Below are 13,785 nucleotides of genomic sequence, written 5' to 3'. Positions count from 1 at the left end.
TCATGGCATCACTGATTCTTGGTCGCCAGCTTCACCCAAACGCCTGCGGGCCTCTTGCAAGGCGTGGCCCATGACTTGCCACCGCGCCATGGGGCCGCGCAGGTGAATGCCGTCCTTGCCGAGGTCGAGCATGACCCCGATCGAGAGCTGCATCTCCCTTCGCCCCGTGGAGGTTTCGAACGTGAGCATCGTTTCCGCATGCGAGCTGCTTGGGGTCGTGTCCTCGAACCGTAGGATGCGGAAATCCGTCAGCTTAAGCCCGCGCGCGTCGCGACGGGCTTCGTAGGCGAGCTTTCCGGCGCTCTTGCCGACGAGGTTGATTGATCGGCTCGACATCAGCATGAAGTTGCCGCTGGCCCAGCCGACCAGATAGTCGTGAAGCGCTTCTTCGGGCGAGCCGGGTTCCAGAACATGGGGCAGGCCAGGGAGGTCTCGGGCCGTCCAGGCGTCGAGTGCTTTTTTCTCCGCGTCTCGACGCGCTGCGCTGGTTACGGCCTCGTCGATAATGTCGCCAAAAGACTGTGAGGCCTTCTGTCGTTGGACCGCGATCCGTCCGGGCTCCTCGGCCTTCTCCTGCGCCCAATCGACCAAGGCCTGAAAAAGGTGCCAGGCCTTGGCGCAGGCGATCCGGTTCCCGTAGCCGCTATCACGACCATGCAGGATGCCGTGGCGGTAGGGGATTGAGATCGGGTCCCCCGTCGTTTTGCTGCGTGGCGCCCTGATGAGACCGATCAGGGCGGGCAAGCCGGTCGGGTGACCGACGATGGAATCAAAGGCCGTGAGATCGGCGTGCTCGGAGAAGACGCTGAAGCCGCCGACGTCATAGGCCAGTCCGTCCGAGGCCATGAGCAGGAGTGGTGTGGCGGCGAGATAGCGGCCCTCAAGGAACAGCGCCTTGGCCTCTTCAAGCTGGGGCTTGCGCTCGTACACCTTGTGGAAGCGATGGGAGCGCATGATCAGGAATCTCAGCGTCGGCTCATCGAAGATTTCGGCCAGCAACTGCTCCGCATCGTCCGTCCTGCCTGCGGTCTTGAGCGCGATCGCGGATTCCATCGCCTCGGTAGGCATGCTTCCGCAGGTGACCCAACCCAGGCCCGAGAAGGCAGTGTTGAAACGGTCGGGCAAAGTCAGGACGCCGGCCTTGTCGACGACCTCCGCGAGGGCTTTGGCGGCATCTGCCAAAGGGCCAACCGACGGCAGGATTCCGAGGCTCGCGATGAGACGCGCCGCCTCAGCCGCCTGCATCATCTCGGCTGCTGTCGGGTTGTCTGAGATTTTCTTGCCCATGACGGATCGTAGCAGCCGATTCGTTTCGGCAACCGTTTTGTCGGAACGTCGCGGGGCCGTCAGCCGCCTTGGGGCCCGGCCTCGGCGTCGGCCTTGCCGAGATCAGTAAGCGTCGTTCGCAGCGCCGAAAGGATGTCGTTCGCGTCTCGCACCTTCACCAGCGCTGCAAAATAGCGCGTCGTGCGCGCCATGGCGTCGATCGCGAAGAAAAGCGCCTTGGGAATCTCGGTTTCAAACGGTCCCAGTATCGGCCGGACGCCCTTGTCTCCCGTCCGAAGCTTCAGGGCGTCCAGACTATTTTGCGAGAGATGCCCGTAGAAGCCGCTCGCGAGACGATACTGGAGGTAGCCGGGGTCTCCGGGCAGGCTCGCCGCCAACGCCTTCATGGAGATCGGCCGGCGTTTGCCCAGCAGCGCGGCATGAGCCGCTTCTCTTTGCACCGACGCGGAATGGAGCTCGGCGTTTCCTGGGTAGGCCGCCCGGAGCTGTTCCCGATCGACCGCGTGCTTGTGGTGATCGATGTCCAGCTCCTCGAGCGCCTTCTCCGGATTGGTCGCCAGAAGACTGAGCCAGAACCCGGCTTCGTGAATGGGGCGCACCGCTCCCAAGGCCTCTATCGTCATGGCGCGCTCGGCAAGCATGATGCTCGCTGTGTAGGCGTTCAGCGCACGGCCGTAGACGCGGACGGCGGTCGGCGCCGCCGCATTTGCAGGCCCGCCGTCGCCGGCGTCCTGATGATCCTGGAATAGGCTCACGGCATACCGGTTCAGCTCGCGCGCGAGCTCGAACCAGTCACGGTAGTTGTCGATGTAGATATGTCGCCAAGTTTCGACCTGTGGCGACAGCAGGCCTTCATCGGCCAGCGCCTCGCGAGGGTCTGCCTCTTCCTGCTCGACCATGGTTCCGGTCCGTTCGTTCCAGCTTCGCGAACCTAACCCAAGGCATAGGCGATCCGCATGAGAGAGCGCGATGTCCGATGGCGGCCGTCAGGCAGATGACCCCGACAACCCCAATGGCGAGGACGGACGACGAGCGTCTCCCCGTTTGCTAGGGGATGGTGAAGGATGGAGTTGCGCCAGACCATGCCGTTTGGCTCGTCCTCTCAGTTGGCGGCGGCCTATGCGAGAAATGGGATGGGCACCTTGTCCAACGGTTGACCGAAAATGAGTGTTCTGACGCCTTCAGCACGCGAGCTAGAGTCTTGGACTCCATCGCGCGACTAGGTCGTCTTCCTCTTCGTCCTCGTCGTCTGTCGGACCGTCGGCCACCAGGAGCATGGTCACCGCGTACCCGTTCGCCTGCCGCAGAACCTGTTCAAGAACACGTGGCGCCGGACGACCCCAATCATGCTGAAGCCAGATCGTCCCATCCATCTCGATCCAGTCAGATGGCGCTGAAACGCCAGTGTTCGGCTTAACCTTGGTGGCGCAATCTGACGGCAGGCGACTTTTCCATTCAACGGCCAGCCGCGGGAAGTTCACGTGTGAACGGGCGTAACGGACCACTCCACCGTAGGAAAAGACGATGGCGCACGGTGTCGAGGTCAGCTCGACGAACCGGTTCGCAGCCGCTTCCAGGCTGACATCATAGGATCTCGCCAGCTTTCTGACATGACCGACGTCCGGAAGGCCAAGTTGGTCCGCGTCGCGTTCGAACCAAGGCTTCGGCATGAGGATGCCCGCGGCGAAACGGTTGGCTTCGGCTTCGCGCCGTTGCGCGGGTGTCGCGAATCCACGCTCGCTGAGGTGCGCCTGCGTGCACTTCTGATTCCCAACGTGGGTGGGGATCAGAAAGTGACCGAGCTCATGGCCGATGGTGAACCGTCGACGGCCGCCTGGCACGCCCGGCCTGCACAGAATGATGCCCTGGCTCTTGTCCAGGTCGGTCAGCAAGGCTCCTTCGAAAGAGGTCGTGTCCAAATCCCTGATCTCGAGGATGTTCACGGCCGCCGCGAGCGCCTCGATCGGAACGGGCGGCGTCCAGTCAGGGTGATGCCTCAGGATGGTCTGGATCAGCCGCTCGGGAGAGCCGCAGTCCGCCAAATCCATGAGGAGCTCGCTCACGGCTTCTTCAGGGCCTCAGCCATGGCGCGAACGGCCGCCCAGGCCTTATCGTCCAGCTTACCGTCAAACTCTCGATAGAACTGAAGGGCAGGTGCCTTGTCCGCAGGTTCGCTCTCATCAGACAGGAACGCCACAGTCACCTTGTAATAGTCCGCCAGCCCCCTGAGCAGGTCCAGGCTCGGGTTGGTGCTGTCGCCGCGTTCAAGCTGCCAGATGTGAGCCTTGGACACGCCGACGCCGTCAGCGACCTGCTGGAGTGATTGCCCGCGTCTGACCCGCAGGTCCTTGAGCTTGGTGGCCAAAGACATTCGGTCCCTCGGAAACGCCGTACAGATAAATCATACGCGCCGGAAGACGGTGTTGACAAGCGTATCGTCGTAAACTATATCATACGATGCGTTCATCGAGAGCGAGAAAGGAGGTGAAGGAAATGGGCAAGAACCAACATGTCGTCCCCCACGCCAATGGCTGGGCCGTTCGTGGTGCGGGCAATGCGCGCGCAACCACGGTGCATCAGACACAGGCTGAAGCGATCTCTCAGGCACGAGGAATCGCTCAAAACCAGCAGAGCGAACTGCTGATCCACGGTCGCAACGGTCAGATCCGCGAGCGTGACAGCTTCGGAAACGACCCCTACCCGCCGAAAGGCTGAACCTCGAAAGGCCGCGTCATCCATGACGCGGCCTTTCGTTCATCAGGAGTACTCCCAATGCGCTTCGAAGGCGCCATCGTTCGCGAACAAGGCATCGTCTTCGCCATCGTCGTGGTGAAGCGGCACATCCTCGACAACAACGCGGAGGCCACCCGGGTGGCGCACAGCTTCCAGCCCGCCTTTCCCGGTCTGCCCGTGGTGCTGATGGCGCAGAACCACCGGGGCGCGGCGACCTATTTCGGCCGGCCCGACATCGCGCGTTTCCTGTCTCGCGTCCCCGTCAGCGCCATTCCCTGGCGCGAATACACTCTGAACTGAGGTCCCCATGATGAAGCTCCGTAGAATCCGCCCGCCACGGCCGCCCAAGCCCGTCGATCGTGTGCAGAACATGCGAACGATCCGGCCCTTGGGGAAAACCAAATGGGTCCGCGCCCATTGGCGCTGGGACTACGATCGTCACGCCTGGGATTGGGTGCTCGGACATTGGTCGAAGTAGGGGCGCGGGCCCAGCATCCGACGCGCCGCCGCAGGGGTCGAATACCGCCCCGCCAATGGAGAAGCCGAAATGGACGGCCATAACTTCGAGAGGCTCAGGGCTCACATCCTGCCTCTGTCGCTATCGCAGGACTTCGACGTTGCGAGGCGAGAGTGGGGGCTTGTCGCGGTGGAAATCAGCGACGAGTGGGACCACTGTCCGTGCGGCCAGGACATCAAGGAGCATTGCTACATCCGCAATCGGATGACCGACCGCGAGACCTATGTCGGCAATGTCTGCATTAACCGCTTCATCCAGATCGACACCGGCAACCTGTTCGACGGGTTGAAGCGGATCGCGAAAGATCCCACGGCGAATGCGAACAGCGATCTGATCGAACATGCGATGCGCATGGGATATCTCTACGGCGAGAAGGAATACACCTTCCTCAAAAAGACAGTACGCAAGCGTATCCTGTCGGAGAAGCAACTGGCCTGGAAGGTCAAGATCAACCGACGCATCATCGCTCAAACCGTCGTTGTGAAGCGTACAGTCCGATAACTCCCTGTGCGTAATTCCGGGCTTTCGGGCTTAAAGAAACGGCGCACCCCAAGGAGGGTCCCGCACGGCAAATCCTTCAGTCGCGTCGCGTGTTTAGGGGCGTATTGCGATAAGCCCGGTGACCCGCTCCACCTTGCCCAGCCAGTTCGCCGCCTCTGCCCGCCTGTACTCCACCAGTTCCCGGATCGAGGCATAATCGTTCTGAAGGTTGCGGGCGAAGATCGGCTCATGATGGGCGATCCGGTTCCGGAACTTCCGAATCCTCTCAAGGTCGAGGAATATCTGCGCGCGCGCTTGCGCCACGGTCAGACCCGCAGGGATTCCAGGAAGGACGGTGCGCAGATGCGCGTCCCAGATCCGGCTGTCCTGTCCCTGAGTGAACACCTTTTCCCAGAACGCGAAATTGAGCTCTGAGACGACCTTGCCCACAGTTGGCTGACGCCCGGCGACCGTCCGAAGATTGCGCTGGGGATCGTAGTCTGTCTGCCGCCTAGGAACGGGCAGGCTCCTGATGAAACCGTTCACCCAAGGCCAGTTGGCGCCATGGACCGCCTCGATGGCGTCCCCCGCCGCGTTGCGGATGGCCACCTCGCACAGGTGAAGCGGCACCATAAAGGCTGCGGAGACTTCCATATTCCAAGCCTAAAGTTCCAACGCCTGGTCGACATGCCCCTGCTTGGCCTGCAGATAGGTCGCAAAACGGGGTGCCGATATGACGTCCGGCAGATCAGTTATTTCCTGCGGCGTGAAAGGCATTACGCTAACGTAGGCGGCAATGATCGGGGTTGTCGACGGAGTGACGGACTTTCACTTTCGAGTTGACACTTTCGCTCTAAAACCCCATCTGTTCGCCACTGGCTTTGAGACACGCGGGCGAAAGCCTCCCCTCATCGTCGATGGAATACGGAAAGCCCGCCAGAGATGGCGGGCTTTTTGTTGATCGACGTGGCTTGGCGTGTGGTTCCGGTGAGGGCACCCAGAAAAGCTGGTCGGGTGGAGGTCGTCCACGCCATCACGTCACAGGCCAATGGCTCAGGATCACCCCTTGTCGAGCCTGGCAAGGGCGGCCAGAACGGGCCGCAAGCAAAGGTTGCGGCATCTCAGCGTGTCGCGTCCAGGGGAGTGGCGTCTTGCACATCGAACGACTCGAAATTTCCGGCTTCCGATGCTTCGGACCAAACCCTATCCCGATCCTTCTCGATCAAGGCTTGACCGCCTTCGTCGGTGTAAATGGTGCGGGAAAGACCGCTGTTATGCTTGCGCTTCAGCGGCTCTTCGGCGTTACGCCGGACCAGCGGCGGCTTCGGCGACAAGACTTCCATATCCCGGCTATGGAAGTGAGTCCGCCCAACGAGCGCCGGTTCACCATAGAGGCGGTTTTGGCCTTTCCGGAGCTCGACGATCCGCTCGCGGACGCGTCCGTCGTTCCTGAGTTCTTCTCTCAGATGGCGACGGATGACGGCGGAAGGATGAAATGCCGCTTGCGGATGGAGGCGGTCTGGACGGATGACGGCTCCATCGATGGGGCGATCGAACACACCTATCGCGCCGTTCGGACGATGGGCGCCTTTACGGACGCTGAGTGTTCGGACCTGAAACCCAAAGATAGAGCCAGAATCCAGCTCATTTATGTACCGGCCTCGCGGGACGGGATCTCGCAGGTGACGGCCTTTTTGCGTGGACGGTTGTGGCGGGCGATCAACTGGTCGGAAGGCACGCGGACCACGTTCGCTTCGGCGGGCTCCGCCCTGAATAACGCGTTCTCCGGCGAGCCGGCCGTAGACGCCGTGGTCGCAGCAGTCACCAAACGGTGGCAGCAGGTCCACACCGCAGGCACGGACACCACGCCAGTGTTTCGGCCTATCGATCTCCGGTTCGAACAATTCATCCGCAAGGCTGAGGTTTTGTTCCGCCCCGACGAGGCAGGGCGCGAACGTGGTCTCGATGAGTTGAGCGACGGCCAGCGATCTCTGTTCCACCTTGCCATGACCGCGGCGACGCTCGACGTAGAGTCGAACCTGGCGACGGATCCCCGCCCTGATGGATTTCAGCCCGGCGGCATCAGCGTTCCCGCCTTGACCCTGATCGCCGTCGAAGAGCCAGAAAACAACCTCGCGCCGTTCTATCTCTCCCGTATCGTCCGACAGATCCAGGAACTGACCGCAGGGTCACGGGCTCAAGCCATGCTCTCGAGCCATTCGCCAAGCATTCTGGCGCGGGTGAAGCCCGAGCAAGTCCGTCATTTCCGCCTCGACTCCAAGACCCGCGCCTGCCGCGTGAGGGGGATCCGATTGCCTCCGATCGCGGACGAGGCTTCGAAGTTCGTTCGCGAGGCGGTGCGTACCTACCCCGAGCTCTATTTTGCCCGTTTCGTGATCCTCGGCGAAGGCGCCTCCGAAGAGGTGGTGCTCCCGCGCCTCGCCGAGGCCCTTGGCCTGGACATCGATCGGTCTTTCGTGGCGGTGGTTCCCCTTGGGGGCCGCCACGTCAATCACCTGTGGCGGCTGCTTGTCGACCTGGACATTCCGCACGCGACTCTTCTGGATCTGGATTACGGTCGTGCGGGCGGGGGCTGGGGGCGCATCAAGACCGCCTGCGCGCAGCTGATGGACAACGGCGTTCGGCCTGACCAACTTTTCCAAACCCCGAGCCCGGCGGGCTCTTCGGCCGATCTGGCGGCCTTCGACACCTTCGCCGCCGCCAACTGGACAGACATTCAGACGTGGGCGCGATCTCTTCGAAGGTTCAACGTCTTCTTCTGTGAGCCGCTGGATTTGGATTATTCGATGCTGATGGCATTGCAGGCCGCCTATTCGGCGCCAGAGCCCGGGCGTTCCGGACCGTCCCCGGCCGGGGAGCCGCGAGACGCCGTGTTGGGCGACGGCGGCATTCACGCCCTCTACGACTCTAGCCAGGACGGCCTGTTGCGCTGGTATCGTTATCTCTTTCTGGGGCGAGGCAAGCCAAGCACGCATGTGCGGGTTCTGAGCGGTCTCGACAGTCCGGCCCTCGCTTCGGCGGCTCCCGAGGAACTGAAGGCCTTGCTCGGCGCCGTCGCGGTCCAGCTCGATCCCCCACCGCCGGCTGCGCCCGGGACTCTGACCGTATCGCTAACATCATGACGTTACGGTTCACCGCGCCAGACGACTGGAGGCCGCGCGGAATCGATGCCCTCGAACCCGCCGCGTGGACCGCGCTCCGCCACCCGGGATCGACCTCGGTGGTTGCAGGCCCTGGCGCGGGCAAGACAGAGTTCCTCGCTCAGAAGGCGACCTATCTGCTGGAAACAGGCCTGTGCCGCCCGCCTTTCCAGATCCTGGCCATTTCCTTCAAGGGCGATGCCGCCGGCAATCTGGCGGACCGCGTCAAACAGCGATGCCCTGCGGAGTTTTCGGATCGGTTCACGTCGATCACGTTCGACGCCTTCACCAAGAACCTGGTCGACAGATTTCACACCGCAATTCCCGCAGAATGGCGCCCGACGAAGCCCTATGAGATTGCCTTCTGGGATTACAAATCGACCAACTATTGGCTCACTCGAGCACGGCTTGCGGCGCCAGATCCATGGAAGGCCGAAATCGAGGAGATCGGTCCTTCGAGTTTCGAGGGTCGCACGGTGGGGGCCAGACGCATGCTCGTTCCTCACCCGGAACCGCGATCCGGGGCAGAGTTTGCGACCGCACGGTGGTGGTCGGAGCAACGGGGTGCGGGAGATCCATCCAACCTCACCTTCGTCACGCTGAACCGCATGGCCGAGCTACTTCTGAGATCAAATCCTCAGATCGCGAACGCACTCCGCGCCACCTATCCCTTCATCTTCGTCGACGAGTTTCAGGACACCACCTTCGCTCAGTATGATTTCCTCTATTCGGTCTTCAGGGGCAGCAGCGCCGTCATCACGGGTGTCGGAGACGACAAACAAAGGATCATGGGCTGGGCCGGCGCGAGACCCGATGCCTTTGCCCGATTGGAAGCAGACTTCCATGCTCTGCGGGTGCCCCTCCTCTTCAACTTTCGTTCTTCACCGGATCTCGTCGCCATCCAGCATGTCGTCGCACGCGTCCTCGACCCATCGTCGCCACAGGTCGTGGCCAAGACAGGCAAGCTTATCGACGGCGACGTGGCCCAGATTTGGAACAGCCCGACATGCGCTCAAGAAACGCGCCATCTCGCGACGTGGTTGGCTAGCGACATGACGCGGAGAGGACGTCGCCCACGCGACTATGCGATCCTCGTCAAGCAGAAGGCGGAGGCGGTGGACACCGAACTCCGCGCGCCGATGGCCGCGAGCGGCTTGCGTATTCGCAACGAAAGCGCGCTGGTCGGCAAAGTCCCGCTTCAGGACCTGCTGTCAGACAGCCTCTGCCGACTCGTCGTCGCTGCGCTGAGGCTCGGATCTGTCCAGCGTTCGCCTAAGGCCTGGCAGTATCTATCCGCCGCTGTCTCGGCGCTGAGAGCGATCCCGCCCGGCGACGATGCTGCGGACGCCCGGGCTGAAGCCGCTCTGTCCCGTTTTCTGGCCGGGCTTAGGAAAGACATGACTGAAACCGCGCCCTCGGCGGAGGCGGCGGTTAACATCGCAGAGGCCGTGTTGACCTTCCTCGATCCCGCGGCCGTTCAAAGAACCTATGTTGAATATGGAGCAGGCAATCTTCTCGAGATCGTCGTTGAAGGGCTCCTGCAGCACCTGATGGCATCGGCTACTGGGGTATCGACCTGGTCCGAGTGCTTGGATGCCTTCGAAGGTCTCGATCAGATACCTCTGATGACCGTGCATAAGAGCAAGGGGCTTGAGTACGACACGATCGTCTTCATGGGGCTCGACGACCAAGCTTGGTGGGCGCACAAACCCGGCGACAAAGAGGGCCTCGCCGCGTTTTTCGTCGCTCTCTCCCGAGCGAAGCAGCGGGCCATCTTTGCGTTCTGCCAGCAACGTGGCCAACGATCAAAGGTAGCCGAGCTCTACGCGCTCCTAGGGCAGGCTGGCGTTCCGGAAATCGCCATCTAGACCCGACGCGCAGACGCCTAAACGACCGTTTTGTCAGTTGCTCATACCGTCCGAACCTCGGAGTCTGTGAGCATGCTGCGGTCTGGCGCTATTGTCAGACTGATTGCGGCCAAGTCTGTCGAAGCCGTTCGACCATGTCCGCGCGCCGGGCGGGCTCCAGGCGGTCGAGGTTTAACTGCTTCCAGCGCACGGCGGGGAGGTCGGCGGCGTCGGGCAGGCCGATGAGGTCCCAGTCGGGCGCGCCGGCCTTGAACCCGATCAGGAAGGTGCGGTGCGCCTCCGGCATATCGTCGACGATGGCAGTGATCAGGGCGGCGCGCGCCGCGATGAGGTCCTCAAGGTCCACTGGGTCTTCGGTCATCCCATCGAAGCCGCGTTCGAACTCCTGGGTCAGATCCTTGGGATTGGCGCGGAGCACCTCGGCCATGGGCCGGTGGTGGCTGGCCAAATAGATCACAAAGGCCTGTCGCAGTGCCGGCGTGATCCCCTCGTTGGCCAGAAGGTCGCGCACATCGAACAGGTCGCGGGGATGCTGGCGGTCCAGCGCCGCCATGATCTTGCCGGCATAGAGATCCGCGTGGGAAACCATCCGGGCCTCCGCATAGCCGAAGCGCTCTTCCACTGCCGCTGAAACCGGACGGACCTCGGGCTCGAACACCACGCCGCGCAGGACCGGCGTCACCTCCACCTTGATCACCGCGCCGTCCGCGCGGACGAGCAGCTTGTCGATCACGGGCTGGGCTCCACCCTTGCCGCGCACGACGACCGAGCCCGGCAGGGCGTGTTCGATGGCGTCAGCGATCCGCCTCAAGGCCGCGTCGATTGCGGCGAGCGATGTGTCCCGATCCTCAACCGGCAGATAGGTCAGGTCGATATCCACCGACAGCCGCGGCAGATCACGGACGAACAGATTGATCGCCGTGCCGCCCTTAAGGGCGAAGACAGGTTCCTGGAACACGAGGGGGAGGGTTTGGACGAGGAGGCGGACCTGCCGGGCGTAGACGTCACTGACCGGCATCGAGCGACCTCGGCACGGTGATCTTGTAGGTCGGGTCCAGTCGACCGCCCTTGGCGAGCACGCGGTTGCCGCTGCCCAGATCGATGGTGTTACGGTCCAGGGCTTTAAGCCACGCATGAGCGTGCCGATCGGCGAAATAGAAGAACAGGCGTTTGACCTTCACGCTCACGCAATCCTCGAGCAGGCGCTGCAGCCGTCGCGGGCTGAGGGTGGCCAGGGCGCCCATCAGCTGATCCACTTGGTCGAAGCTCTCATGATCGGGGAGTTCGTCCAGAAGTTCGAGGATGGCGCGCTCGGGCGTCGACTGGCGCAAGGGCCATTGCCAGTGGCCCAGGGGGGTGTCCACCACTGCGGCGCGGGCCCAGTCCGCCAGGAGGCCGGTCTGGCTGGAGTCCTCGCCGAGCCGGGCGACCTCGAAGTATCGGGCGCTGCGGAACAGCTTCTGCGACGGATGATATTTGAACGCGACATCCAGAGGCAGGTCGGCCAGCCAGGTCGGCGGGGTTTCGTCGCCGTAGAGATGAACCTCCTTGCGGGTGGCAGGAAGGTAGTGGGCGTAGCCCTGGAGCTCGAGCGCGGTGCGTCCTCCCACGACGACGGAATAGTCGAGCAGGGCCTGGAGCGACAGCACGGCGACCGGCCAGTCGAGGGTTCCGCGCGGACGTCGATAAACGCGGCGCGCCGTGCGTTCCAGGCGCCCCGAAGCGACGTATTTGGCCCTCAGCGAGTTGGGATAGCCGTTCTCATTCATCCAGCCGGAATCGACCAGGAGGCCTTCCGGGAGGATACGTTCGAGCTTGTTTAGCTTTCCCAGCATTTGAACACTCATAGTGTCCTAATATGAAGATTGTCAAACATATTGGTTTGCCATTCTTGAAATTGGAACGCCGTGAGTGTCTTACTGCGCTCAAAGTCAAACCATGCATGGTGCGGGATTGATACCAGCAAGTCGCCCCGAGTTCAGGCCTTGGCACTGCATCGCTCGCCAATCAACTCTGTAAGCGCCCGAACCGGATCGTCACTCAGATGCCAGCGTAGTCGGCCGACAAATAGTCCAACAGGCGCCAAGCGACGTGGGCCTTCGGTTGAAGCCGGAGCTTAAAATAAGAGCGACACGGGAGCTGCTAGGGATTGGTCCTCACGCCACTTCTTCGGGTCTAGCTCGCGTAACCAGACCGGCCGTATCGCTTCGGCACGGAGATAGGGTCTGTGGACCCTGCAGATCTAAGGAGCAGATCTAAGGACATGGCTCAGCACGCTGAACCTCCTCGCCCATCGTCCCTGTTTTGACGCACGATATGGCAGCGGGTGTGATCCTACGACGAGAGGCCTTGGTGCTCATCTGCTCGTCTTACCGGGGGAAAGGAAACTCAAGCCGCACCGGCGAGCCTCCTTTTCGGTGTGGACACCAGATCCCAGATCGACACAGCGATCATCAACGTCAGACTTGGGTGACGTGCCCCTGAGTTTTCATCCAGCGGCGACCAGAGTCCTTGGGTTAGTTACGCCTCGCAGCGTGGGATGAGCAACAGGCCGGACCGCGCAGCTTTCATCCTGCGCAGCGGGTCGGCCTGTTGCGGTCAGACTGGCGGCAAAAGCCTCCGGGGTGAGGTAGCCGATTGATGAGTGCGGCCGGCGGGTGTTGTAGTCCAGCGCCCAGGCAGCGACCTTCTGGCGGGCGTGGTCGAGGCTAAAGAACAAGCTTTCGTTCAAAAGTTCGTCGCGCATCCGCCCGTTGAAGGATTCCACAAACCCGTTCTGGGTCGGCTTGCCCGGCGCGATGTAGTGCCAGTCGACGCCATGATCCTGCGCCCAGGCCAGTATGGCGGTGGACGTGAACTCCGTGCCGTTGTCGCTGACGATCATGGCAGGGCGGCCCCGCCGAGCGATCAGCGCGGTCAGCTCACGCGCGACGCGGCGTCCCGAGATCGAGGTGTCGGGGATCGCCGCCAGGCACTCGCGGGTGACGTCATCGACCACGTTGAGAATGCGGAAGCGGCGGCCCGTGGCGAACTGGTCGTGCACAAAGTCCAGCGACCAACGGGCGTTCTGCCTGACCTCGACCAGGATCGGCGCCCGCGTGCCGATGGCGCGACGACGTGAGCGGCGCTTGCGCACCGTCAGGCCTTCCTCGCGATAGAGCCGGTAGATCCGGTTCTTGCCCGAAGGCTCGCCCTCACGCCGCAGCAGCACGAACAGCCGGCGATAGCCGAACCGTCGCCGCTCCACGGCCAACGCGCGCAACCGCTCCCGCAGCGCCGTGTCCGGCGGACGGCAGGAGCGATAGCGCACCGATTTTCGATCGGCCTTGATGATGAAGCAGGCCCGCCGCTCGCTGACGCCGAACGCCGCCTTCAGATGGGCGACGGCCTGGCGCATCGCTGCGGGCCCTACCACTTTTTTGAGAGCAGATCGTTCAGCGCCGCTTTGTCGAGCATGGCGTCGGCCAGCAGGCGCTTCAGCTTTCCGTTCTCATCTTCCAGGGCCCGGAGGCGTTGGGCGTCCGACACGCTCATCCCGCCGAACTTGGCCTTCCAGGCGTAGATCGTGCCCTCAGACACGCCGTGCTTGCGCGCCAGCTCGCCCGCTTTCGCGCCGGCCTCGTTCTCCCGCAGGATCCCGATGATCTGCTCTTCCGTGAATCTCGCTCGTTTCATTCCGTCCGTCCTTTCAAGGGGCGGACTCTAGCTCCGCGTGGAGGAAATTCTCAGGGGCACGTCA

13 protein-coding genes are annotated in these 13,785 nt (G+C 62.6%); 5 read left to right on the top strand and 8 right to left on the bottom strand.

Annotation, left to right across the window (positions count from 1 at the left end; all coding sequences use genetic code 11):
* The 4 genes from DI624_RS08505 to DI624_RS08490 form a co-directional block, all read right to left on the bottom strand.
* On the bottom strand, nt 1-1,287 hold the full coding sequence (locus DI624_RS08505; protein ID WP_183197743.1) for a hypothetical protein: 1,287 nt from the start codon (nt 1,285-1,287) through the stop codon (nt 1-3).
* Between the two features lie 59 nt (nt 1,288-1,346).
* Complete coding sequence (locus DI624_RS08500) at nt 1,347-2,186, bottom strand: hypothetical protein (RefSeq protein ID WP_291537348.1); 840 nt, start codon at nt 2,184-2,186, stop codon at nt 1,347-1,349.
* Nucleotides 2,187-2,480: 294 nt separating this feature from the next.
* Entirely contained in the window at nt 2,481-3,350 is an 870-nt protein-coding gene (locus tag DI624_RS08495) for an ImmA/IrrE family metallo-endopeptidase (protein WP_287928169.1), read from the bottom strand.
* Entirely contained in the window at nt 3,347-3,652 is a 306-nt protein-coding gene (locus DI624_RS08490; protein WP_183197749.1) for a helix-turn-helix transcriptional regulator, read from the bottom strand. The genes DI624_RS08495 and DI624_RS08490 overlap by 4 nt, the downstream gene beginning before the upstream one ends.
* Before the next feature lie 128 nt (nt 3,653-3,780).
* Here DI624_RS08490 and DI624_RS08485 point away from each other — a divergent pair, with 128 nt between their 5' ends.
* The 3 genes from DI624_RS08485 to DI624_RS08475 all read left to right on the top strand — a co-directional run bounded on the left by DI624_RS08485 (nt 3,781) and on the right by DI624_RS08475 (nt 5,038).
* Nucleotides 3,781-4,002 (top strand): DUF2188 domain-containing protein, encoded by a 222-nt coding sequence (locus DI624_RS08485; RefSeq protein ID WP_183197751.1) that lies wholly within the window; start codon nt 3,781-3,783, stop codon nt 4,000-4,002.
* A 57-nt stretch (nt 4,003-4,059) separates the two neighbouring features.
* Nucleotides 4,060-4,320: a hypothetical protein gene (locus DI624_RS08480; protein WP_183197753.1), complete on the top strand. Its 261-nt coding sequence runs from the start codon at nt 4,060-4,062 to the stop codon at nt 4,318-4,320.
* 247 nt (nt 4,321-4,567) lie between these two features.
* Nucleotides 4,568-5,038 (top strand): hypothetical protein, encoded by a 471-nt coding sequence (locus DI624_RS08475; protein WP_287928168.1) that lies wholly within the window; start codon nt 4,568-4,570, stop codon nt 5,036-5,038.
* Between the two features lie 93 nt (nt 5,039-5,131).
* Here the strand turns inward: DI624_RS08475 and DI624_RS08470 are convergent, their stop codons facing one another.
* A complete protein-coding gene (locus DI624_RS08470; protein ID WP_291537347.1) occupies nt 5,132-5,671 on the bottom strand; it encodes a hypothetical protein in 540 nt (179 codons plus the stop codon).
* Between the two features lie 497 nt (nt 5,672-6,168).
* On the opposite strand from DI624_RS08470, the gene DI624_RS08465 reads away from it, so the two are divergent.
* Both DI624_RS08465 and DI624_RS08460 read left to right on the top strand, forming a co-directional pair.
* The gene (locus DI624_RS08465; protein ID WP_291537346.1) at nt 6,169-8,160 is read left to right on the top strand and encodes an AAA family ATPase; all 1,992 of its coding nucleotides are present in this window, start codon (nt 6,169-6,171) and stop codon (nt 8,158-8,160) included.
* Nucleotides 8,157-10,046, top strand: coding sequence for an ATP-dependent helicase (locus DI624_RS08460; RefSeq protein WP_291537345.1), 1,890 nt, complete (start codon nt 8,157-8,159; stop codon nt 10,044-10,046). Before DI624_RS08465 ends, DI624_RS08460 begins: the two co-directional genes overlap by 4 nt.
* A 94-nt stretch (nt 10,047-10,140) precedes the next feature.
* Here DI624_RS08460 and DI624_RS08455 read toward each other — a convergent pair whose 3' ends face one another.
* The 3 genes from DI624_RS08455 to DI624_RS08445 all read right to left on the bottom strand — a co-directional run bounded on the left by DI624_RS08455 (nt 10,141) and on the right by DI624_RS08445 (nt 13,721).
* On the bottom strand, nt 10,141-11,064 hold the full coding sequence (locus DI624_RS08455; RefSeq protein ID WP_183197762.1) for a nucleotidyl transferase AbiEii/AbiGii toxin family protein: 924 nt from the start codon (nt 11,062-11,064) through the stop codon (nt 10,141-10,143).
* Entirely contained in the window at nt 11,051-11,881 is an 831-nt protein-coding gene (locus DI624_RS08450; protein WP_291537344.1) for a type IV toxin-antitoxin system AbiEi family antitoxin domain-containing protein, read from the bottom strand. The genes DI624_RS08455 and DI624_RS08450 overlap by 14 nt, the downstream gene beginning before the upstream one ends.
* A 653-nt stretch (nt 11,882-12,534) precedes the next feature.
* A protein-coding gene (locus DI624_RS08445) for an IS3 family transposase (protein ID WP_088491822.1) occupies nt 12,535-13,721 on the bottom strand; the annotation gives its coding sequence in 2 pieces (ribosomal slippage) (nt 12,535-13,469 and nt 13,469-13,721; 1,188 coding nt in all).
* Between the last annotated feature and the right edge of the window lie 64 nt (nt 13,722-13,785).

The organism is Brevundimonas sp., from assembly GCF_003248455.1.
In the GTDB taxonomy this organism is placed as follows: Bacteria; Pseudomonadota; Alphaproteobacteria; order Caulobacterales; family Caulobacteraceae; genus Brevundimonas.
Note: the sequence above shows the minus strand (reverse complement) of the source record. Positions and strands in the feature narration are given on the sequence as shown.

Bases quoted from the DNA above. Each gene is read 5' to 3' on its own strand.
- DI624_RS08450 (WP_291537344.1), bottom strand. From the start codon at position 11,881: ATGCTGGGAAAGCTAAACAAGCTCGAACGTATCCTCCCGGAAGGCCTC.
- DI624_RS08485 (WP_183197751.1), top strand. From the start codon at position 3,781: ATGGGCAAGAACCAACATGTCGTCCCCCACGCCAATGGCTGGGCCGTT.
- DI624_RS08470 (WP_291537347.1), bottom strand. From the start codon at position 5,671: ATGGAAGTCTCCGCAGCCTTTATGGTGCCGCTTCACCTGTGCGAGGTG.
- DI624_RS08455 (WP_183197762.1), bottom strand. From the start codon at position 11,064: ATGCCGGTCAGTGACGTCTACGCCCGGCAGGTCCGCCTCCTCGTCCAA.
- DI624_RS08475 (WP_287928168.1), top strand. From the start codon at position 4,568: ATGGACGGCCATAACTTCGAGAGGCTCAGGGCTCACATCCTGCCTCTG.
- DI624_RS08480 (WP_183197753.1), top strand. From the start codon at position 4,060: ATGCGCTTCGAAGGCGCCATCGTTCGCGAACAAGGCATCGTCTTCGCC.
- DI624_RS08460 (WP_291537345.1), top strand. From the start codon at position 8,157: ATGACGTTACGGTTCACCGCGCCAGACGACTGGAGGCCGCGCGGAATC.
- DI624_RS08505 (WP_183197743.1), bottom strand. From the start codon at position 1,287: ATGGGCAAGAAAATCTCAGACAACCCGACAGCAGCCGAGATGATGCAG.
- DI624_RS08500 (WP_291537348.1), bottom strand. From the start codon at position 2,186: ATGGTCGAGCAGGAAGAGGCAGACCCTCGCGAGGCGCTGGCCGATGAA.